Here is a 20858-nt window from a genome sequence, read left to right as displayed (position 1 = left end):
GTCGCGACAATCATTCATCCGCCGGCGACGCAGAAAGAGGGATTCAAGAAAGATGGATAAGTTCCGGATCCGCTGGGTGGACTCAATGCACACAGGCGATGATTTCGAACTCATTCTCCAAGCGCTCGAAGTGGGTCTAGATGAAGGTCCAATCATCTCGGTCCCGCGACAGGCTGCGCGTCGACTTGGTACTAAAGCGGGGGCGGACTATCAGGCTCTGGTGTTCGATAATCCGGACTGGCTCGGCGCTCATCTTATGGAGCATCGGGACCAGCTCGATCAGGAAATCTGGCTTGGTGTCTGCGAAGATGTCCCACGGGATAGGCGGCAAAATGCAACAGCAGCCCTGTGGCATTTTGCCAAACTGATAAATGAACTCGCAGGTCGGAATCGAAAGCTTACACGGCCAGCTAGAGCTGCCTCCTCAGCACCCCTGGTGTACGGGGCCGTCGAAGAGTCCCCGACCAAAAGCGTTGAAGCGGTCCTTGAACAATCCGGAGAGGCCTTCGAAAGCATGGCTTCGGAGTATAAGGATTTTCCGGCAAGCATTCTTATTTCACGAGCATGATGCTCATCTAGACGGGGACGGTACGGACTCGTTTAACGGCCCCAGGGCGTCGCGCCTCGCGCAGCTAACATTTCAGGATAGTCAGGGTTGAATGTCGCTAGATCGTCTTCGCAATATCGTGAACCTCGCTGTGCCGACGCTTTTTCGACAGATAAGCGGTGGACGCGTCCGGTGCGAAAGCGAGGCAACGCTTCAGTTGCACCTCGGTCGCATCATCTCAACGGCTGCCGATCTCGAGATCATCAGCGAACGCGAGACCTTCTCGGTAGAACTGGAAAAACCGCTTCGCAGCAATGGCGGCAAGCGAGGCCGGATTGATGTCTGGTTCCGGCTTACCGACGATGAAGCCCGCGAATGGCGTTGTGCGATCGAGCTCAAATTCTTCAAACGAGAGAACCACCGCGAGCCGAACAACCGGTACGACGTATTCAAGGACATTGCCCGCTTGGAACGATGCGCCGATGTAGCCGATATCGGCTTTATGCTGGTAGCGACCGACCATCGCCACTACGTCGATCAAGGCAGCTATTCGAGCGATACGAGCGATTTCGATTTCCGCCACGAAAGCCAGTACGGGGCTGGAACAACACTCACCTACAAGACCGGAGCGTATGGCCCGCCGATCACCTTGGCCGGCAGCTACGCTTTCCGCTGGTCTGAGTGCAGTGCGGCGCTCCCTTATTTGCTGCTTGAGATTTCTCCTGTTCAGATTGGCCCCGCCTGAATGAGAGGGAAACCGCCTGTCCAGTGGGTCACGGCTCGAGCTTGATCTGCAATTCTTCCAAGGTCGCTATGTCGACGCCTTCGTCGACGAGGCGATCAAGATAGGCCAACAAATCATCCTGCCTCGGCTGCCCGAATGCCAGCCTATAGAGTGTCAAACTGCGTTTTAGCCAACGCAGACGCATGTTTTCGCGGCTCATAGGCAGCATCGGCACGCGCCGTTCGACCTTCACCGGACCATCATAAACCCAATAGGGCACAAGTTCTGACGAGCTCTTTGTTGCCCGCCGCGCAGCGGTGAACATTGCCTCCCAGGGGTCTTTCGGAGTCTTCGCAGCAATGCGGATCGTATCTGCATGTGCTCTGGCCACGTTGTGCCTAACGGCGTGTCCCTTAAACCGGTGGACCCGCCCTTCCCTCTGCTCAAGATCGACCGGATTCCCAGGAAGGTTCCAATGGTAGACCCGATAGCAATATGGGTGAAAATCCAACCCTTCCTGGCCTATCGAAGTCGTGGCCAGAACGAACGGCCGAAAAGGAGAATTGAACGCGTCGCGGACGCTTCCCAGCCGGACTGTTCCGCCTTCGTCATCCTTGTACTCAGCTAGACGCATAGCGAACCTGCCACGCATCCTGATAGGCGGATGGAAGACGACCTTGTTGTCCTCGACAACCACATCATCCAAGTCGATTTGTGACGGGCGAACCGCCAACGCGTGAGTCATGGCTTTCGCCACCGCGGCGATACGATCACGTTCTGAGCTAGAGACTAAGCCTTCGCCTTCGACGAGATAATGCGCATACTCATCAAGCACAGCCTGCAGGTTGTGCTCAACTCCGTGCGCCAAAGCACTGCGCCAATAGTGCTCATCACGCTCCTGCCGCAACAAGGCGACAGCGTCATGCTGGTTGAAGAGTGCGCGGAAGCCCCAGGCAATTGAAGCTGCAGCTTCGAGCAGATCTGAATCGTCCCAGGCCAATCCTGGTGCAATGCGACGCAGCGCTCGCAACGCACAAACGGCTGGGCTTCCGAGGGCAACGTCCACCAGCAGATTCAACGTTTCGTCGTCAAGCGCCCCTACTGACGCACCAGCCGACGCTCTGTGCAATTCGGAGATATGCTCTCGGAAGCCATCTTCCTGTGCTGTCCATCGGTAACCCAGGTACTTAAGCCAGCTCGGCGCTTTAGTCTTTAGACGTACGTCTATCGTCGCTGGGGTGGACCATTCCGTATCTCGACCAGACGTATCGGCGACGGTTTCTGCAGCGAACAGGTGACCAAGTTCGGTTCTAATTCGCTCCGCAATTGCTGTGCGCATTTCGGCCACTGTTAACTGCTTCTGCGAACTGGCGAACACCTCGAGCGGATCACCAACTCGGGCCAATGTTGGCGATGGATATATCAGGTGCAGCGCCCGCATCGCTGCCGGACGGCCATCAACCAGCTTGAATTGCAATGGACGACGTCGCGTAGCTTCGGAATACGATCGAACGACAGCACCTGCGCCCATGCGGCGCTCGGCTTCGTAGGACAGCAGCGCAGCAAGTGCATCGGGCACCATTTGCCATGCCGAAAAGACGAGCGCCTTCGTCGCCGGTGGGCCATCCGAGACAGGCCCATAGTATGTGAGTGCCGGTGGGAGCCAAAGGTGTTGATGGAGCCCGGAGCCAAACAGGTCTGACATCAATGCACGAAGACGCCCGTTCGCCGGATCAATAGGCTGATAGGCTTCGACTTGTTCACGACGGATCCCTAGTGCCTGTGCGTCGCGCAATGCGGACAGCAACGCTGGGTCAGCATTCGCGGCTTTGTCCTTGAGGCGATGCTTGAGCGTGTAGTCACGCATGAAATTCAGGAGGTAAGGCGCGGACTTCCAATATTCGATGATTTCGCGAGCATCTACAGCGCGCGCAACGCGCCCAAAAGCTTCCGCTTGATGGAGATCGACAGGCGCGAGCGACACATCAATTGCTGGCTCCGCCAACATCGAATCTCGCTGCACAGTGCTGCCTACGCGCTCGGTGCGGGCCATGACGCGCTTCAGTGTACGCTGAACCTTGTTGCGCGCTCGCTTGGCCTCGTTCGAAGTCGTCGGCAGTTGCTGGAGAAGGTTGCGGAATCGGCGCATTTCACGGTCGAGCTCGACCTTGATGTTTGCGCCCCTGTCACGGCCATAAAGGAACTCGATCGTCTCGAGGAAGTCCTCGTAATGATCCCCATCTTCCGGCTCATCGCCGGTAAGCGTGAGCATCTTGTAAGGCGTGGCGGAGAGGAGAAGGGTGCGCGCGCTGGCTGTGTCGTCGGAGTACTCGAACAGAGCCCGTGCCAGCTCAGCTGGTTCTCCTTCCCCGCGCAGCAGTTCCCGAAATCGCTGGAATTCATCGAGGATGATGAGGTCGGGCTTGAGGGCGCTGACACAGGCGTGCGACAGCTTGCCCCTCAGCGCCCCGATCACGTCATTGCGCTTCCATCGCTTTTCATCAGGGTAAGTGGGCTGTCGGCGGGGAAACAGCGAGATCATTTCCTCGATCGCAGATGTCAGAGCCAGATCATTGCGAACTGCCTCCTGAAAGTTCGCAATGATCGTCGGATCGATGCCTTGAAGTGACATGCCGCTCACACAGGCATCCCACCGACCATTCCCAGCGTCCACTTGAAGCGCGTTCCTAAGCGGTGTGAACGGGTAGCCCATGGCTTCGAGCAGGCGATGCACGAGTGCTCGTTCTTCCACGACCCCGGTCGTCGATCGAAGGTTGAACGTGGTCCCAGGCGTGAGGCTGATGAAGTTGACCTTGTTCACGGAAAGGTCTTGCTCGCCGCGTAGCTGCAAAGGGACCAACGTCATCCGGGTGGGCAGCGCCATCGCGCGCTTTCCCAACACGTTCAGGCGATTGAGGTTTTGCGCAGCGATAGCCTGATTGGAGCAGATGTAGAGAATGTCGATCCGCTTTGATCGATCCCATAACGCTTCAATTGTCTTGGCAATGACCCCACGGGCAACCATCGTCTTGCCCAAGCCCACCTCGTCCGCGACGAGGAATTGGCGCACAGGATCTGCGCCGTGCAGACGGTCGAAGACATAGTCCACCGTGCGACGCTGAAATCGCTTGAGCTGAGCTAGGGCAGGCCCCGCGTCGAACCGCTCATTTTCCATGGCCAGCCTCCTCAAGTGCGGAGCGGAAGACCTGCCAAAGTGTACGGAACTCTTCAGGTATAGGATCGATGCCCGCAGAGCTCGGTTCGCTGAGCCGGGTCATCAGTCGATCAACCGCGTCCAACCGACCATCCTTGGCGCAGAGGGCCCGGACCAGTTCCTCAAGCATCGGTTCGTCGTCCGCGACCGACATCGCCCAACCTGCTCCGCCACCATTTCCTGCAGCCGCCAGAGCGGCCGAAAACGGATCACCAAGGGCCGTAAGCAGGAGCCTCAGGTAGCGAAGGAATGTCTTTCGATCGTTGATCACAGAGCGCATGATCGCCACGTCGCGTTCAGCCGGCAGCCCCTCAATCGGCAAGCCAGTGCTAAAGAGGACCGTTCGACCAGTTGCCTGCTCTTTCAACTCGATCGCCAAAAAGCGGGTCACATCGGCAAGCGGGATCACGCCAAGATCTAGCGGTTGACCGGAAGCAAGGGAAACTTTGGCATCACGGGCGTGCCTTTCCCCACGCGTTATTGGCCAAACCCGCACTTGGTCGATTCCCGCCAGTGTAATTCCCTCTCCTGGCGGAACCAGCCACAAGCGCCAGCTTCCGGGAACTTCGGCTGGTTCTGCTTCGCAGCGGATGGTGAGACCACCTCGCGCAAGTGCCCGCCGAGCAAACAGCAAAACACGTTCAGCTGCGCGCTCGGATGCTTCAGCAGCGGCCAGCTCTCCCGGGACATAGGCACGCGTCAATCGCCCGAAGCCGCCTTCTCCGAGGATTGTGTCGATTGACCCAATCTTCGATGTTTTGCCGGTGAAGGTTACGAAAAACTCGACATTGCGCCCTGAAATGAACGCTGGCGTGGTGGCGTTTCCTGAGCCCAGCGTCAGGCGAGTGTCCCAGCTGTGCTCGGCAACGATGATCTTGGCATGAAGCCCCTCGAACGCCGTCGACTCAGCTTCTTCACCATCTTCGCGCTCAGCCATTTCGTCGAGCACGGCGACATGCTTAAAATCGTTCAACGTTTCTGCGGAGATACACGCCAGCTGGTCAGGCCTGCTGATCAGGACTTCAGCGGATCGGCGTGCTTTGCTCGCCAGGGTAGCCAGTGCCTTGTCGTCACAAAATGGCGAGACTACGCCGATGCGGGTGCATTCTTGCGGCTGCCAAGGTCGCCCTCCCAAGCCGTTGACTGCAAACTCCAGAGTTTCACACCCGTCAGGCAGAATCCACTCCCCGAAGCGCATGTCCTCCGCGAGCTCCATTGTGAGAGCATGCTGCGCCTCGGTGATGTTTCCAACAGCCAGGCTGGGGAGCGTCGAAATCAGTGTGTGCAGTGGACGGTTCTGCGCTTTGGGTTGGCGCGTGCGGCGTCCATCCAGACGAACTGCCACGTCCCATGAGCGATCGCGTGTCAGGTTGCGGGACAACACGAGGACACGGAGAAGATCATCGCCTTCGTTGTCCAAGGGCTTGAACCGTAGCGCCCAGATCTTGGGATGGAAGCTTCCTTCCTTTGGAGCTTGGACCTCGACGATGACCTTTTCCAGCAACGAACAAAGGCGAGATTGCTGGGCATGTGCAGCATGGATCTGGCCGGCTTCGGCAAAGACAGCCAGGCGCCCAGCAATCCGCTCTGCACCCTCCAGCAAAGCAATGGGGTGCTGTAGAATTTCCTCTCGATTGTCTGCAGCAAACAGAGCCAGGCTCACGGGAACCGCCAACGCCGTTTCAAAATCGAGCGAGAAGGTCGTCGCCACCCCGGCATCGAAGCGATATCCAGGTGGTGCCTGAAGGCTGTCACCGTACAGTAGCCGAATCTCCGGATCGAGCGTGTTCCGGGTCAAGGTTTGAGATCCTTCAAGTAGCTGCGGGCGATGGGCCAGCGAAACTGGAACCGTTCAATACCGGAGGCTCCTTGCCAACGATCCCTGGCACTCGTGTTTGCGAACCGTGACTGGCCCTTTTTTAGCCTTCGCTCACGAGTGATGATAAGGGCATTGGCGGCTTCGCGATTGCGGCCAATACCTCCTTCTTTGCGGATCAGAGACACCCACTCGGTGACAAATCGCTTGGCTGGCTCAAGCACCTGGTGCCCTGTGTGACGCGTCTCATGCCAGAAGTCATCCAACGACCACGACGCTAGCGTCTTTGCATCAAACTCGTCACTCCATTTAGCAAGCGCGACCTGGTATCTTTCGATCCAGTCCTCCTTGGCTCGCTGCTCACTAAGCAGCAGATTATAGAGCAATGCAGCGCCATGCATCACGCCCGAGAATACCCTGGCGTGGTCGACCAGCCTTCTTGCTTGCTCAGGGAAATCAGCCAGATGGGGGTGCAGCCAGATCGCGTCCGCCTTGGCTCGATCGTGTCTGCACGCGAGATAAGTCAGAAGGCTATTAGGATGACGTTCAACTAGGCGGTCAAGCAGGAAACTCGCTTCGTCGGGTTTCAGCTCAAAGTCGATGTTTTCCGGCCACCCTGCCGGTGGATCAGGTAATCGCTCTTGCCACAACGAACGACCGCGCGGAGCACCTCCAAGATCATCTTCGGCGTGATCTTTCGCAGCATCCTTGGGCCAATGCGGAAGCGCCGCAAAGTAAGCCTCGATCGAACCGGGAAAGCAGCGAATGCCCCAGCTTTCCAGGCCGGACCAGTAGACGCTGCTGGGCAAGCGCTTGAGCTTATCGCCCGCGTCCCGTCCAATGATTCCGACGTCTTTCGGTGCTCCCGCGATCAAGGCCCTAACGAGTTCAATTTCCTTTTGTCTCGCTTTGGCGGCCATTTCCCGGACCCCAAGGTTTGAAGGCAATGACCTCAGTACCCATGGAATGAAGAGCATGTACCGCAGCCGCGTCTGGATGGTACTTGTCCCAGGAAACAGATGATCGGCGATGGAATCTCTAATCGCGCCAAGGCCCAGTTCATCGCGGCTGTCCTGTTCTCGAAACAGGTCCATCAACCGCTGCGCACGGTCACGTTCAGATTCGTCAAAATCGATCCAGCCAATCGCTGAATTCATGCCAATGAGCCAAGTGCAGCTGCCCCTCAAATTCCAATTCCAAGCGTCAGTTCGCCGGTTTCCGTCCAAAATACAGCCGCTCCGTTAACGGGCTTGCTTCCTCGATCGCCAACGGTGTTGCTGTAGGCTGCTAGCTGCGGCCAATAGCTCTCGAACCGGGCTACGTGGTCAGCAACCAGGCCACTCTTATGGTCGACGATGATGAAGCCATGCGCTCCCTCGGCAATCAGATCGACTATGATGCTCTGACGGCCTCCGTCGGCCAGTTCGATTTCGATTGGCTGTTCGATATGCAGGCGCGAATAGCCAAGCTCAGTGAGAGTCTGCCGGAGAGCTTGCGCCTGTTGCGCGAGCAGCTCGACTTCAGCCTCGGCGATCCGGCAATGCTGACCCACCCTGTGACGCAGATCCGGCCTGCACAGCAAAATCCGCAAGGCTTCATGGACAGCAGTTCCCTTATCCGTTGCCTGCGCGAGATCCGATCCGGTGAGCCGGACACCCGCTGAAATCGCCCGGGTCTCGATTTGACGAGGCAGCGGCCGAGCGGTGGCTAAGGCCTGCGAGGGACTGACCACCGAAACCAGGGCGGTGACCGCTCGCTTTTCAATGGCAAATCTGGGTTCGCGGTCATTGCTCGCCAAGCAGACTGTGCCTTCCGTATCGAAAGATGCCGGGATCTCCTTGTCACAGATCGTCATGCGCGACGGGAAGTGCGCCGAACCGACAGTGATCTGATTGCCCTGCAACTTGATGCCACAGACGTCGTTCAAAAGACGGCGCGCCGTGATTGGTAGTGGCGGCTCAACCTTGTCGTCGTCCTGCGGCCATTCGATGATCAGGCGATCACGCGCACGGGTCAGAGCGACGTAAAGCAATCGGCGCGCTGTTTCTTCGCACTCGGGATACAGTCCGTCTAGAAAACGAGCTGTCGCTTCGGGAGCAGCAAAATCAGGAGCACAGGCAAGTGTCGCATCTTCGATCACACGATCGAGGTCGTCGAAGCCTAGAAACTTTGTGCTAAATGTTCCGGCGCGGGGGTCGAGTTTGTGATCGAGGCCGCAAACGACCACGACCGGCCACTCCCGCCCCTTCGATGCGTGCCAGGTTACAATCTCGATCCCATCGGCCTCAGCGCCAGCGGGGTTCGGGCGGAGATCCTCACCCTTCAAGCCGACCTTGTTTTCGAGCCAGCCAAGGAAAACGTTGGCACTCTGGCCATAGAAACCGGAGGCTTCACGCATATCCCGGTGTGCATCCATGAATGCCGCCGCTTCAGCCTCGAAACGAAGAAGGTCCGCTCTCATTTGGGCGGGATCGTCGAGCCGGTCGCACCAGTCGCGTAGCCCGGCAACCTGGATCACCTGATGCACCAGTCTGTCCACGGGCGTTGCAAGCGAGTCCGGCCAAAGTCCCTGCAACGCCGTGAGTTCTGGTGTCTCGATACGGCCGTGGCGGGCCAGAGCGCCAAGGGCATCGCCGAGCGGCGTTGCGCCCGGACCGAGCGTTGCCGTGCAGATCGCTGCATGATTGTCTGCCGGATCAACGGAGAAGCGAAGTGCGAAGCATGCTGCCTGAACGATCTTGCTTTGCCACCAGCCTCCTTCCGCAACGCGGACCGGCAAACCAAGGGCACGCAGCGCGGCCGCATAGCTCGCGCAGTGGTTGTGCGTCGGGCACAGGATGGCAACGTCGCGTGGTTCCAAGTCGCGCAGGGCCTTGGAATGCCTGTCGACGATGGTCACCCGATCATCCGTCAGCAGAGACAGGAGACGATCAGCGATGAATTGCTGGGGCTTTCCGCCGGAGCGGGCACCGCGTTTGCTGGCCAGCTCGATGATTTCCAGAGCAGTGTCGTGCCCGGAGGCGTTCTGCGCGGCAAGCGCCGTATAATCCTCTCCGAATAGGCACGGACCTAGCGCGTTCACGAAATCCATGATGCGCGGATCAGATCGCCAGTTCCGGTCGAGCGGGCTGGTTTCAAATTGCTGCGTAAGGGCGACAGTCAGTCGTGGATCCGCGCCCTGGAAGCCCATGATCGCCTGCTTGGTGTCGCCGACGATCAATGCGCGTTTGGCCTTGCGCGCCAGTGCCCACAGGAAGGTGAACTGGATCGGGTTGGTGTCCTGAAACTCGTCAACGATGACGCAGTCGACCTCGTCCATGATGGCACCAAGTACGGCAGGCTTTTCGTCGAGTATCAGTGCGGCGTTGGTCACCATATCGCTAAAGTCGATGACACCGAGCTCGCGTTTGCGGGTCTCGTAGTCCGTCATCGCCGACTGTGCGCCTTCGACCAGAGCGCGCGCATGCGAAACCGCATCCTCAAGCGGTCCGGGATGAGAAACCAGGTTGTCGGCTGCCAGCATGACCGCAGTTGCAAGATCGTCATAGCCGTCAGGGGTCGGACTGCCGCGCATCGACAGACGAAGGCCACGCAGCTTTTGCCACAACCGCCAGTCTTTACTACTGGAGGCGAGCAGCTGCTGAGCCTGCTTCAGAGCGCGGAAGTTCTCTCGGAAGGCGGTCTTGGCGGCGGCACTACCAGCCTCGTCAGCCAGGGAGCGAGGAAAGGCGTGAAGCAAGGCATCGACAGCCTTCTTCAACGCTGCAGCCAAAGTCTCGGGTTTCCCGATCGGTGCACCGTATCCAGTCCGAATGGATGCCTCGACAAAGTCGGCCATCGCCGGATCGCTGCCTCGCGGACCGAGCGTTCGCAGCAAGGCGATGACGCCGAGCAAATTCTTGCGGAAGCTGTCCTCTGCGGTTTCGTCCGAAGAGAAGCTCCCTTGATAGCCAAGGGCGGCGAGGTTTCGGGAAAGCTCGCTCAACGCAGGATTTTCTTCGATCGAGCGACGGATCAGCAAGTCCTGCTCGTCTTCGGCGATCAGGCGCTGCTGCGGCGATGAACCCGATGCGAAGGCATGCTCGATCAGCAATCGGCGTCCCAGCCCATGGATGGTTGAGACATAGGCTCGCTCGACAGCCAGCGCTGCTGCGAGATTGCTGTCCGCAATCAGAGCCCCCCGGATCCGCTGCCGCAATTCTCCGGCGGCGGCTTCGGTGAAGGTAACTGCCAGGATCTTCTCGGGCCGCACCTTGCCGTCCCGGACCCACTGTGTCAGCGTTTCCTGGATATGGTGGGTTTTGCCCGCCCCTGCCCCTGCGGGTACAATCGAAAGTTCAGTCATCTTGATCGTCCGGAAGGGTTACAGAGGGAGCGGTGTCGTTGCGCATGAAGGCGGTGATCAGTGGGCTGTCTTCCAAGGCGTAGGTGCCAAGGGCTGCTGCCTTCTGAAAGAATTTGGCATCGGCTGTGGTGTTTGTTTCCAGTCGGCCAGCCTTTAGGGCCTCGAACCGAGCTGAAATCAGCGCAAGTGCATTCGCGGCAATATCGCCGGCGACGAGTTCGACATCAGTGCTGTCGAACACCTCGATCCCATTGAGGAGGACGTTGCCGTCGTTGAGTGTGTGATAGGCAACCGCAGGCTGCTTGGACCAGCCGTTCAAAGTCCCGCCAATGCGAACGACAGCTTCGTGGCTGCGCTCATCGATCCGAACGGTCATGCGCCGATAGAGATCCACCTGCAGGTCCCAGCCCTTCTGCAGGCGTTGTCTCCGGCTTCCGGAGCTGCTCTTCTTGTAATCGACGACGATCGGCTGACCATCGGGAAGGCGAAGCAGGCAATCTGCTTTGCCATGCACGGGATGGTCAAACAGGGTCCCGGTGAGCCAGAATTCGTTGCCCACGATCTCGGCGTCGAGGGATTTCAGCACCATCGACCAGTGCTTGGCGGACTTGGTGATTTCCGCCTCCAGCGTATTGCGTTCGACAGCCCAAGCCGACGTCTGCAGGAACGGTGCAATCGCACGAATGCGTTCCAGCAGCAGCTCAGGCGCCTTTTCTTCGATCACTTCGTCGGACGGATGATCCTTGCCCGGCGGGAACAGGCGTTCGAACACCTCGTGGGCGAGAGAGCCACGCAGCATGACGTCAAGCGCTTCCGGCTGCCACGAAACGTGCTCGGCGCCGAGCTCGGCCAAGACCCAGGCCAGCGGGCTGATGAGGAGCTTTTCGAGTCGGCTCGGGCTCTGCGCTCTCGGGGTGCCATCATCCTTCTTGCGCAGGCTCAGGAGATCGAGATCGAACTCATAGTGCGCTGGCACTTCGAGGGGCTGCAAGGGTTCGACCACTGGCCGGGGCATCCAGGCCACCAGCCTGTCCCAGATCGTACCTTCACTGTGCGTGAGCGGCACGACCAAAGATTCCGGATCATGCATGCCTGTGATGAGCCGGGAGATGAGTGGCAAGCTTGACGAAGCGGAGAGAAAGCTGCCGCCGCGATCGCGCTCTGACAGGAGGAAGATGACCTGGTCACTTGCAGAGCCAATCTGACACGAGAAAAGGTCGAGCGCCGCATCGAGCTGCTTGGCCTGGGACGGGAGCTGCAATCCGATCGCGTTCGAAATCGCCTCAACCTCGCTGTCGAGGAAAAATGGATTCCCCGAAGGCGGGGGCGGATATGCACCATCGTTGAAGCCGAGGACGAGAAGCTTCCGAAACTGCCGCTTGGGCATTTCATGCGCCAACATGACCGAGATACCGCCCAGGTAGTAAGGTCCGCGTGTGCAAGGCGGTGCCTGGTATGCTGCGGCCAATTGGATGGCCTTTTCCAGTTCCGCTTCGGCAGCATCATTGGCATTGCCGAGAGCGGCCACGAGACGGGAAGCCAGCTGTTTCGCCTCAGCTACATCGGGAGCAAGCAGTTCGTCATCATTGAGCAGTCTCTGGAAGGAACGGATTTGCTCCTTGAGCTGACCGTTCGTCGCAGGTGATGCTAACCGAATAAGCGAGAACAGCGCAGCCTGCTTTCCGCTCAGTTCATGCACCAACATCGGCTGAAAATCGCCGGCCATGACGGCACTGGCCAAGGCCGATCCCACGTCCGGGGACCAGCACAGAACGGGGGAACAGTATAGCGAGGCGAGCGCCATGGCGGGCGCGGGCCGCCGCCTGCACTGCAGGAAATGTAGGAGCGCTTCACCCCCGATATTTCTGCGATCCGGTGCAGCAGGGAGTGATGATGCGGTAAGACCGGCCTTCGCAAAGGCTTCGAAGAGATAATGCGTATACTCCGGGCCCGACGGCAGGATGATGCCGATCTCGCTCGCGGACAGAGTTCGATCCTCGGCAAGCCAGCGCTGGATGATAGCGGCAGCGGCTTCGCATTCCGTGAGTGCGTCCCGGACAGAGAGAACAGCGAGGCTGTCGTCTATGGACACTGTTGGCGCAGACGGATCGAGCAGATGCCTTTGGACGTGACCGGCGAGGACCGAGTCAGGCGCTCGGCACGTCTTGGTGGCCGAGATCAACCGGACGTAATCAAGGTCGTCTTCGTCCGGCTTGCCGTGGTGACTTTCGAGATGCTCGAGCACAGCGCGCTCGAGAGAGGTCAGCTGGGTGCTATTCCGATCCCAGATCACCTGAAGCGACTGCAACGCATCGCCTGCCCCACAGGCCAGAAATGCCTTCAATATCGCCAGTTCGGACGGCACAATCGCTGGATTACCAAGCCAAAGATGCCGTAGAGCCTCGATGTGGGTGCGTGCCCTCCCGCCAGTTGCCAGGGCCTCGGTCGCAATGGATCCAGGCTCGAGGTCGCGCGTGGCCATCATCAGATGGCGCAGCATTGCGGCAACAGCCGTGGCGGTCTGTTCGGGGGCGACAGTAAAGCTCTCCGCCCAGGGGGCATCGTTACCCTGCGTTTCAAGAACCTCGCGCAGCGGCATCTCGGCACAATGAGGCAAGGCATAGAGGCTCGCCAGGAGCTGCGGACTGAGCGGCATGCAGCTCGCAAATGGCGCGTCGCCGATCCGCAGATGGCAGTTCTCAAACATTCAAACTAATCCCCCGACGACTGTCACGCCACGCCCAACACGTTCTCTGCCCATCAACTACGACAATTTTGGTCGCAACATTTCCTGAGCCGCCGCGAGCCGCTGCTCCATCGTGTCCTTCAATGCCGCTGGTCCTTCGATCACCAAATCACCCGCCCACCCGAACAGATGATTGGCGAGCTCAAAGAGCCCTCCGGATCGAAACCGCACCAGCAGCTCCTCGCCATCATCTTCGAACTGCTGATGCGGGTGGAACCGCCAAGCCCTCACGCGCTCGACCGCATGCGGGCGGACCCGCAGCACAATATCGTGGTCTTCCTCTTGCCAAATGCCGAAGCTGCGGGACATCCAGGCGTCGAGATCCCAATCATCCGGTGGGCAGCCGACGATCCCGCTATCTCGAACGTTGCTCATGCGATCGAGCCGAAAGGTGAACGGGGGATCATCCCGGTCAGGCATTTTGCCAAGCAGATAGGTGATGGGGCCATGGATCAGGCCGTATGGGACGACCCGTCGCCATGCTGGCGCAGCAGCCCAATCGGGCTGATAATCGAAATCCACACAATGAGCGGCAAGGATCGCTGACTGGATCGTTGTCAGGTCCTCGGGAGAAGCGATGACGGCTGGCCCTGCGGCAACCCGGGACCGCTGCAACCGGGTAAGCAGATCGAGGTCATTGTCGAGCCGGCGGCGTTCGGCGCTGTCGAAGGCGATCTTGATTTTGGAGAGCAGCTTCTCAAGCGCTTCGGTGTTGGCTGTACCCTCGATCCGTCCGGCTTCAACTACGCCCTGGAGGGCGGCGACTTCGCCAGCGTTTGGCCTCGCATAGGCCCGGCCCGGGCTATCCTTGATCCTGAATCGTTTGATGCGACCATCGACCGTTTCGTCGAGGTCGAAATGAATGAGTATGACGTTGCGAAGTCGCTCAACAGTTCGGCGGTTCACCCCAAGCAATGCAGCCATCTCATCGAGCGACAAGCCTTCAATGCTTTGCGTCAACGCATGCACGAGTTTGAGTGTACGATCGAGGTTACTGAGGCGCTTTGTCATTACAGCCACTGCTAACTGCCTGTCCTGCAAGCGCAAGTCGGATCAAGCGAAATCCCCCATTTATGCGACCATATTTGTCGCACTCATGTGGTTAGATACCTTTCATGGAACCGGACCTCAGGGGGATTGCGCACAAGATGGCACGTCAAAGGGCAGCACAAGCCGAATTCAGCCATACCGAGCAGGGTGAAGCAGCGCATTTCGCTCATGCTGCTGCGCGGGTTTTGCAGGCGTTGAGCGTCAATCAGGTGAAGCGGTGCGGCGAGGATCTGATCGACCTGATTGACCGTGAGGTTTCCGTTGCCGCGTTGCATAAGCTCACCAATCGGGAAAAGCCTTCAGTGGCCGAAATGCGGGCTGTTGCTCGGCAATTGACGGCGAAGCGCGCCGCGCCAACCCAGTTGGACAGCGTGTTTGCGTGGGTCGGCGAGCTGTTCGGCCTCGATTCCGCTGAAGTCACCATCCTCACCATCTTTGCCCGCTGGGGAAAATTTGAGTGCTGGCGAGAGCTCGTGCGCCGGGCACCCATCTCATGCAGCAACCTCACCCCGAGCGCTGTCGCTCAACTCTCTGGCCTCGCCGGCAACACCGTCGAACGAAAACTGGTGCCAGGTGCACCGCTGTTTTCCTCTCGCCTTCTTCATGACGACCGCGATGGAGAATATAGCCTGAGCCACCTGCTCAGGCGCCTTATTCGGGTCCATGCGGAAACCCGGGACGAGATGCTGCGCTGGCTCATGCCCGAACCGGAGCAAGGGCGATTGCTGTGGAATGACTTCGAGCACCTCGATCCGTTGCGGAGCATCGCTCTCAAAGTCCTCGCGAGCAAGGAACCTGTAAGCATCTTGCTGTTCGGGGAGCCGGGAACTGGCAAAACCGAGTTTGCGCGCACCCTTGCCACTGAGGCAGGAAGCGGCGCGATCTTTGCCGGTTTGAGCGACGATTTCGGTAACGAGCCCGATCGCTCCGAGCGCCTCGATCATCTGATGATCTTGCGGGCTATGTGCCGTCATCACCGGGACAGGGTCATCGTCGTCGATGAAGCCGACGATGTCCTGATGATGAGCGAGCGCAAAGGCAGTTCCAAGCAGTGGATTAACCGTCTCGTCGAGGCGCCGCAGGTTTCCACGATCTGGATCGTCAACCAGCGTTCGCGGTTGGATCCCGCCGTCTTGCGACGCATGACCCTCGCGATCGGCTTCGATCGCCCGCGCTTGGCTGTGCGAGAGCGAGTAGCCAAGAGGTCCGCTGAAGCTGCATCGGTTGACCTCAGCAATGCTGAACTGCGCGATATCGCTTGCCTGAAGGCGCCCCCTGCCGTGGTAGCTGCAGGTCTGAAGGCTGCCCATCTTGCCAACGCCGGGGCGGACGTGGCGAAGACCGCTATCCACAGCGTAATGCGCGTTTTGGGGCAGTCTTGCGCCCCGGAAGCGCCCGGCAGTTCAGTCTACAACCCGGCGCTATCCCGTGCGGACACGGATTTGTCTCGCCTTGCTGACCGCCTGGCCGCCACCCCAGACCGCGGTTGGAGCCTGTTGCTGTCCGGGCCTTCAGGTACTGGCAAATCCGCTTTTGCAAGGCATCTCGCCGAGGTCATGGGATTGGAGATCGAAGAGCGGCGGTGCTCGGATCTCATGAGCCCATATGTAGGTGAGACCGAACAGAACATCGCTGAAGCCTTTGCGAGGGCAGCCGAACGCGGTGCACTGCTGTTGATCGACGAGGTCGACAGCTTCCTTTATCGCCGCGAAGCCGGTCAGAGGAGCTGGGAGGTCAGCCAGGTCAACGAGATGCTGGTCCAGCTCGAGCACCTCCGCACTCCCTTCGTCGCGACGACCAATCTGGCCGATAACCTCGATCCGGCGACGCAGCGCCGCTTCACGATCCGCGCCGTATTCAATGCCATGACTCCTGCTCAGGCCAGCCAGCTTTTCAAAACCAGGTTCGGCCTTGACTGGCCGGCTGAGATGCCCGTCCACCATGGCCAAACGCCTGGCGACTTTGCCGTGGTTGCGCACCGCGCAACGCTGCTGGCAGAACGAGATCCGGCTGTTCTGGTGAACTGGCTGCGTGACGAGATCGAAGCCCGCGGCGACCAGGTGAGGGGCACGATGGGGTTTCACGTGACTGGCGATGTCCTCGCACGTTCGGCAGTCCCGGTCGTACCAAAGGCCGCGTGAAGCCGCTAATTGCCCGGCGAGGTTCGAAGTTGCAGAAACCAAAGATAAACTCTGATAGTGCATTCCACTTCAAACGCCGTTTCACTATCCTGCAGAGAACTAGATGTCATACCGCGTGGCGCATGTGCGCTTCACAAAGACTGGACGGACCTATCCAGTCAACTGCCACCGCAGGGATCTAATTTCCGGCGATATCGTCGTGGTTGAAATGGCCGCGGAGCAAACGCTGAAGGTTGCCCAGTTCGAAAGCTTGGAACACCTAAACTGGCGTTGCAGTAACACAATCATTTGCCGCCGTTCAGAACTTCAACGAAACGATCAGGGAGAGCACGTCGTTGTCAGGCATTCACCCAAAGGGGATGTTCTCGAGACTCTAAGTGACCTGGGCGGAGCCTTGATCAACGCGGGCTGGCGGTCCTTCGCTCCCACTTCCCGCGCCTTTCAGAGAATCTTTGCCAGGTCCTTCGACACGAGCGGTGCCGCGATCATCTTCCGTCGCAACGGCATCGACTACCAACTCTTCGACTCCCCGGAACTGCCGGGGATTATGGGCCAGCAAATGAGCTACGCTCCGTCGAATGGCCGACTTGTGAGAAACTGGTATTATCACTCCGAGGAGGATCTTTTTGATCGTACTCTGGCTTTCGCGCAGGCACTTGAGCGACAGCCCTTGAAAATCGGGCCATTCTTCCATGGGGTCGGCTCAAAGCCACCGAAGCCACCTCGGGAAGTGGATGAGCTAGCCGAGATCCGAGATGCAATCACCGGAGGAAGCGGCGGTTTAGCCTATCTCTGTGATGACGTTTGGATTTAAGGTCAGCCATGCGCCATCGGACCGTGCGGCATCAAAGCAACCGACTTCAAGGATTGCGCATTGCTTGAGTTGATCCTCCTGGGCTTGCTCGGTGCGGGTGCTCTACTCGGCGGGAACAAGAAGGAATCTTCGTCCTCACGCCCGAAGGGCTTGGGTGCATCCGGTGCAAAACCGGCTGCACTTTTGCCGGCGTCCGGGACAGCAAGCCAACAATTGGCTGAATGGCGCGCGGGATGGGAGCCGACGGTCGACAGGAAGAGGTGGATACCATCAGGTACTGCCGAGCGCATCCTGGCAGAGCACCCTGCCCCGGCGTCCTATCGGCCATGGATGAGCAGCGTTGGGCGATCAAAGGATTTAGTCGAACTTCTTGTCACGGAATTTGCTATCGACAATGATGCCTTCCTCGCTGGTCAAAAGGTTGCGCAGAAAGAATTCTTCGAGACGGTCGAAAAGGACCCGCTCACCGACGAGCAGATCAAAGCCTGCGTGTGCATGGACCACCGCATCCAGATTGTAGCCGCGGCGGGCTCGGGCAAAACTTCGACGATGGTATCCAAGGCCGGCTACGTACTTCAGCAAGGATTGGCGCTGGGCAGCCAAGTGCTCCTCCTCGCTTTCAACACCGACGCGGCAGAGGAACTGGCGGAACGTGCGAGGGATCGTCTGAGCCAACTGCCCGGTTCTGCCGACATCACGGCGAAGACGTTTCACAGCTTTGGCCTGCATGTCATCGCCATGGCGACCGGCAAGAAGCCGTCGCTCGCCCCTTGGCTTGAGCATCCAGGCGAAGACAACAAGATGATCGTCAGCATCATCGATGACCTGTGCAAGCAAGACCAGACGTTCCGAAATGACTGGCACTTGTTTCGGACAGTGTATGGCAGGGACGTGGGTGAATGGAACGTGCCGGCTGAGCCTGACGCCTATGGCAATGGCCGGCGGGGCTTCCGGACAGCAAATGGCGAGATCGTAAAGAGCAAAGAAGAGCGACTAATTGCAGACTGGCTTTTCTATAACCAGATCCCTTACGAATACGAACGTCGATATGAGCACGAAACGGCGACCGAGACGCACCGCCAATACTATCCGGACTTCTACTATCCGGATGCAGAGCTTTATCATGAGCATTTTGCGCTGGATCAGGCTGGTCGCCCACCTGAGCATTTTGGCCAGTCGTACCTGGATGGTGTTCGGTGGAAGCGCGAGCTCCATCAGGCAATGGGGACCAAGCTGTTCGAAACCACCTCTGCCCAGATCTCACAGGGAACAGCTCTGCCTTTTCTCGAAGCGCAGCTCGCAAAGGCTGGCATTTCCGCAAGCTTCGATCCCGAGCGCGAAGCGACCGGTACGCAGCCGGTTACGGCTCAGGAACTCGCGGGAACCATCCGGGTCTTTCAGCAACATGTAAAAAGCAACGGCATCAACCATGCCGACTTGCAGGCTGCGCTCAAAGCCCACTCCAAGAATACCAATATCGATCGCTTGAAGCGTTTTGTCAGCATCTACGAAAGAGTTGGCGCCAGCTGGGAGCAGAAGCTCAAAGATGGCGGCTACATCGACTTCGAAGACATGCTCAACCTCGCGGCGGAACATGTGGAGCGCGGCCGATATCGCTCCCCCTTCACGACCATCCTTTCTGACGAGTTCCAAGATAGTTCACGCGCACGGATACGTCTGCTGAAGGCATTGGCGGGACCGCCTGAGGCGGGAAGGCACCTGTGCGTGGTTGGCGACGATTGGCAAGGCATCAACCGCTTTGCGGGAGCCGACATTTCGGTGATGCGTGAATTCGATCGGATTTTCCCTAGGGCCACGCAGCTCACGCTGAACACCACCTTCAGAAGTCCTCAGCCCATCTGCGACATTTCCAGCCGGTTCGTTCAGGCCAACCCAACGCAAATTCGCAAAGAGGTCGCAAGCGCCAATCACTACGAGAGCAAGCAATACATTTTTGCCTATGCCTTCGAGGATGCAAGGCGCTCCACCGAACACTTGGCTGAACAGCTCGCGCAAATGCAGCACTACCTAAAGCTCGGCAAGCTGGAGCCGGCGAAGAATGGCCGCCTGTCAGTTTTGCTTCTTGGCCGTTATCGAAGCGACCGGCCCGCAGACCTACGACGCTGGAAGGCGCAGTTTTCCGAACAGCTCGACCTCGACTTCAAGACCGTCCATTCGTCGAAGGGGTTAGAGGCCGACTACGTCATGCTGCTGAACGTGGTTGAAGGAAACCGGGGCTTCCCAAGCCAGATCGAAGATGATCCTGTCTTGCAGATACCGATGCCTGCTCCGGATCCGTTCCCGATGGCAGAGGAGCGTAGGCTATTTTACGTCGCCCTCACACGCGCAAGACGACAGGTTCGGATCTATACGAGCCTAGCGCAGCCGTCCCGCTTCCTCGTTGAGTTGGCCAAGCAAGGCGCAGTTGAGATTGAGCCGATCGACGCTGCGCCTATCGAGCCATGCCCCAAATGTTCCGTCGGGGTCATCACCCGGCGTAGTGGCCGCAACGGCGAGTTCGAAAGTTGCAGCACTTGGCCGCGCTGCGACTTTAAGCGCAACATCGTCAGCACGCAGGAAGCCAGAGATGTGGGGCCGATTCGCTTGACCGGCAAAGTCGAACACGGGAGTACTTGCCCATCCTGCGATCGCGGGCAGATGGTCAGGATCGAGGGAAAATACGGCGGCTTCTTAGGCTGCAGCGAGTTCCCGGTCTGCAAAACGACAGCCCAGATCAGTTAACACGCGCGGACACAGCTAGGCTTGGTCGCGTCCGCACTAGACCTCGATCACTTCACCAAAAATTTTCTCGCCAACTTCAGCATCCTGAATTGCACGTAACTGGGGAGCCATCAGCCTCCCGTATTCGGCAAAGCCCCAGTGCTGCCTGACTGAAACTGCGGGATTGAAGTCCCAAGCGGGATAGAGTCGCTCTACGTCAGTGACTACGGGCTGGATGGCGGTTTGGTGATATCGAACCAAGGCGCTAGCACAGCTTCCAACCACGGATTGGCCGACTTGATCATCTCGCGATGCCATTCGCCGTGCGATGGAGATCCAGTACTGCATGGCCGCATGATGGACATAGCCTGTCTGCATCCGAGCAGCCATGTTGATGTGCCGATCCGTCAGGTGGGCGGCCATCGTATCCAACCCAATCCGAAGATTTTCGTCGCCGAACGTCACGGCTGCTCCAAATAGCGCGCCAGGTATCCTGCACATGCCATGCTCGATGATATCGAGAAGCGCCTTGAACCCTACTGGGAGCGACGACCAGTCCCGCTTGCTGAAGGCTAGAAGATCGATGGTCGCAGTCGATGCAATGCCCTCGTCCAGCTCGTTTTGCATGAAGTTGATGAATACCGCGGGGGAAACCGTCGGTGCTCCACCTCATTCTTCGCGGCTTGATAGATCATCATCCTGTGCTCGACAGGCATTGACACGCACAAACAAGTCATAAA

Annotated in this window: 12 protein-coding genes; 5 read left to right on the top strand and 7 right to left on the bottom strand. The window is 58.7% G+C overall.

What is annotated here, in order from left to right; all coding sequences use genetic code 11:
* The first annotated feature begins 52 nt into the window (after nucleotides 1-52).
* Nucleotides 53-568 (top strand): hypothetical protein, encoded by a 516-nt coding sequence (locus SGR02S_RS20030; RefSeq protein ID WP_156483011.1) that lies wholly within the window; start codon nucleotides 53-55, stop codon nucleotides 566-568.
* Nucleotides 569-659: 91 nt separating this feature from the next.
* On the top strand, nucleotides 660-1292 hold the full coding sequence (locus SGR02S_RS08235; protein WP_067107862.1) for a hypothetical protein: 633 nt from the start codon (nucleotides 660-662) through the stop codon (nucleotides 1290-1292).
* Between the two features lie 28 nt (nucleotides 1293-1320).
* On the opposite strand, the gene SGR02S_RS08230 is transcribed toward SGR02S_RS08235, so the two are convergent.
* Genes SGR02S_RS08230 through SGR02S_RS08205 form a run of 6 tightly spaced genes read right to left on the bottom strand, consistent with a single transcriptional unit; the run spans nucleotide 1321 to nucleotide 14403 of the window.
* A complete protein-coding gene (locus tag SGR02S_RS08230; protein ID WP_067107859.1) occupies nucleotides 1321-4446 on the bottom strand; it encodes a helicase-related protein in 3126 nt (1041 codons plus the stop codon).
* Nucleotides 4436-6283, bottom strand: a complete 1848-nt coding sequence (locus SGR02S_RS08225; RefSeq protein WP_067107856.1) for a phospholipase D family protein — start codon at nucleotides 6281-6283, stop codon at nucleotides 4436-4438. Before SGR02S_RS08225 ends, SGR02S_RS08230 begins: the two co-directional genes overlap by 11 nt.
* Nucleotides 6280-7458, bottom strand: a complete 1179-nt coding sequence (locus tag SGR02S_RS08220; protein WP_067107853.1) for a DUF6361 family protein — start codon at nucleotides 7456-7458, stop codon at nucleotides 6280-6282. Before SGR02S_RS08220 ends, SGR02S_RS08225 begins: the two co-directional genes overlap by 4 nt.
* Nucleotides 7459-7484: 26 nt before the next feature.
* Nucleotides 7485-10646: a UvrD-helicase domain-containing protein gene (locus SGR02S_RS08215; RefSeq protein WP_067107850.1), complete on the bottom strand. Its 3162-nt coding sequence runs from the start codon at nucleotides 10644-10646 to the stop codon at nucleotides 7485-7487.
* Nucleotides 10639-13353 carry a PD-(D/E)XK nuclease family protein gene (locus SGR02S_RS08210; protein WP_067107847.1) on the bottom strand — a complete coding sequence of 905 codons (2715 nt, stop codon included), beginning with the start codon at nucleotides 13351-13353 and terminating at the stop codon, nucleotides 10639-10641. Before SGR02S_RS08210 ends, SGR02S_RS08215 begins: the two co-directional genes overlap by 8 nt.
* 57 nt (nucleotides 13354-13410) lie before the next feature.
* Nucleotides 13411-14403: a helix-turn-helix transcriptional regulator gene (locus tag SGR02S_RS08205; protein ID WP_067107844.1), complete on the bottom strand. Its 993-nt coding sequence runs from the start codon at nucleotides 14401-14403 to the stop codon at nucleotides 13411-13413.
* A gap of 104 nt (nucleotides 14404-14507) precedes the next feature.
* Between SGR02S_RS08205 and SGR02S_RS08200 the strand changes: the two genes are divergently transcribed.
* The 3 genes from SGR02S_RS08200 (at nucleotide 14508) to SGR02S_RS08190 (ending at nucleotide 20139) form a co-directional block, all read left to right on the top strand.
* Nucleotides 14508-16583: an AAA family ATPase gene (locus tag SGR02S_RS08200; RefSeq protein WP_067107841.1), complete on the top strand. Its 2076-nt coding sequence runs from the start codon at nucleotides 14508-14510 to the stop codon at nucleotides 16581-16583.
* A gap of 115 nt (nucleotides 16584-16698) precedes the next feature.
* Nucleotides 16699-17397, top strand: a complete 699-nt coding sequence (locus SGR02S_RS20025; RefSeq protein WP_156483010.1) for a hypothetical protein — start codon at nucleotides 16699-16701, stop codon at nucleotides 17395-17397.
* Nucleotides 17398-17457: 60 nt separating this feature from the next.
* A complete protein-coding gene (locus SGR02S_RS08190) occupies nucleotides 17458-20139 on the top strand; it encodes a UvrD-helicase domain-containing protein (protein WP_067107834.1) in 2682 nt (893 codons plus the stop codon).
* A 36-nt stretch (nucleotides 20140-20175) separates the two neighbouring features.
* Here SGR02S_RS08190 and SGR02S_RS08185 read toward each other — a convergent pair whose 3' ends face one another.
* Nucleotides 20176-20745, bottom strand: coding sequence for a hypothetical protein (locus SGR02S_RS08185; RefSeq protein ID WP_067107829.1), 570 nt, complete (start codon nucleotides 20743-20745; stop codon nucleotides 20176-20178).
* Nucleotides 20746-20858 lie beyond the last annotated feature (113 nt).

It is taken from the genome of Sphingopyxis granuli NBRC 100800, from assembly GCF_001591045.1.
Classification (GTDB): domain Bacteria; phylum Pseudomonadota; class Alphaproteobacteria; order Sphingomonadales; family Sphingomonadaceae; genus Sphingopyxis; species Sphingopyxis granuli.
This window is presented reverse-complemented; position numbering and strand designations above follow the sequence as displayed.

Coding starts and splice junctions, on each gene's coding strand:
- SGR02S_RS08220 (WP_067107853.1), bottom strand. CDS start 7,458: ATGAATTCAGCGATTGGCTGGATCGATTTTGACGAATCTGAACGTGAC.
- SGR02S_RS08235 (WP_067107862.1), top strand. CDS start 660: ATGTCGCTAGATCGTCTTCGCAATATCGTGAACCTCGCTGTGCCGACG.
- SGR02S_RS08230 (WP_067107859.1), bottom strand. CDS start 4,446: ATGGAAAATGAGCGGTTCGACGCGGGGCCTGCCCTAGCTCAGCTCAAG.
- SGR02S_RS08210 (WP_067107847.1), bottom strand. CDS start 13,353: ATGTTTGAGAACTGCCATCTGCGGATCGGCGACGCGCCATTTGCGAGC.
- SGR02S_RS08185 (WP_067107829.1), bottom strand. CDS start 20,745: ATGCAAAACGAGCTGGACGAGGGCATTGCATCGACTGCGACCATCGAT.
- SGR02S_RS08215 (WP_067107850.1), bottom strand. CDS start 10,646: ATGACTGAACTTTCGATTGTACCCGCAGGGGCAGGGGCGGGCAAAACC.
- SGR02S_RS08205 (WP_067107844.1), bottom strand. CDS start 14,403: ATGACAAAGCGCCTCAGTAACCTCGATCGTACACTCAAACTCGTGCAT.
- SGR02S_RS08200 (WP_067107841.1), top strand. CDS start 14,508: ATGGAACCGGACCTCAGGGGGATTGCGCACAAGATGGCACGTCAAAGG.
- SGR02S_RS20030 (WP_156483011.1), top strand. CDS start 53: ATGGATAAGTTCCGGATCCGCTGGGTGGACTCAATGCACACAGGCGAT.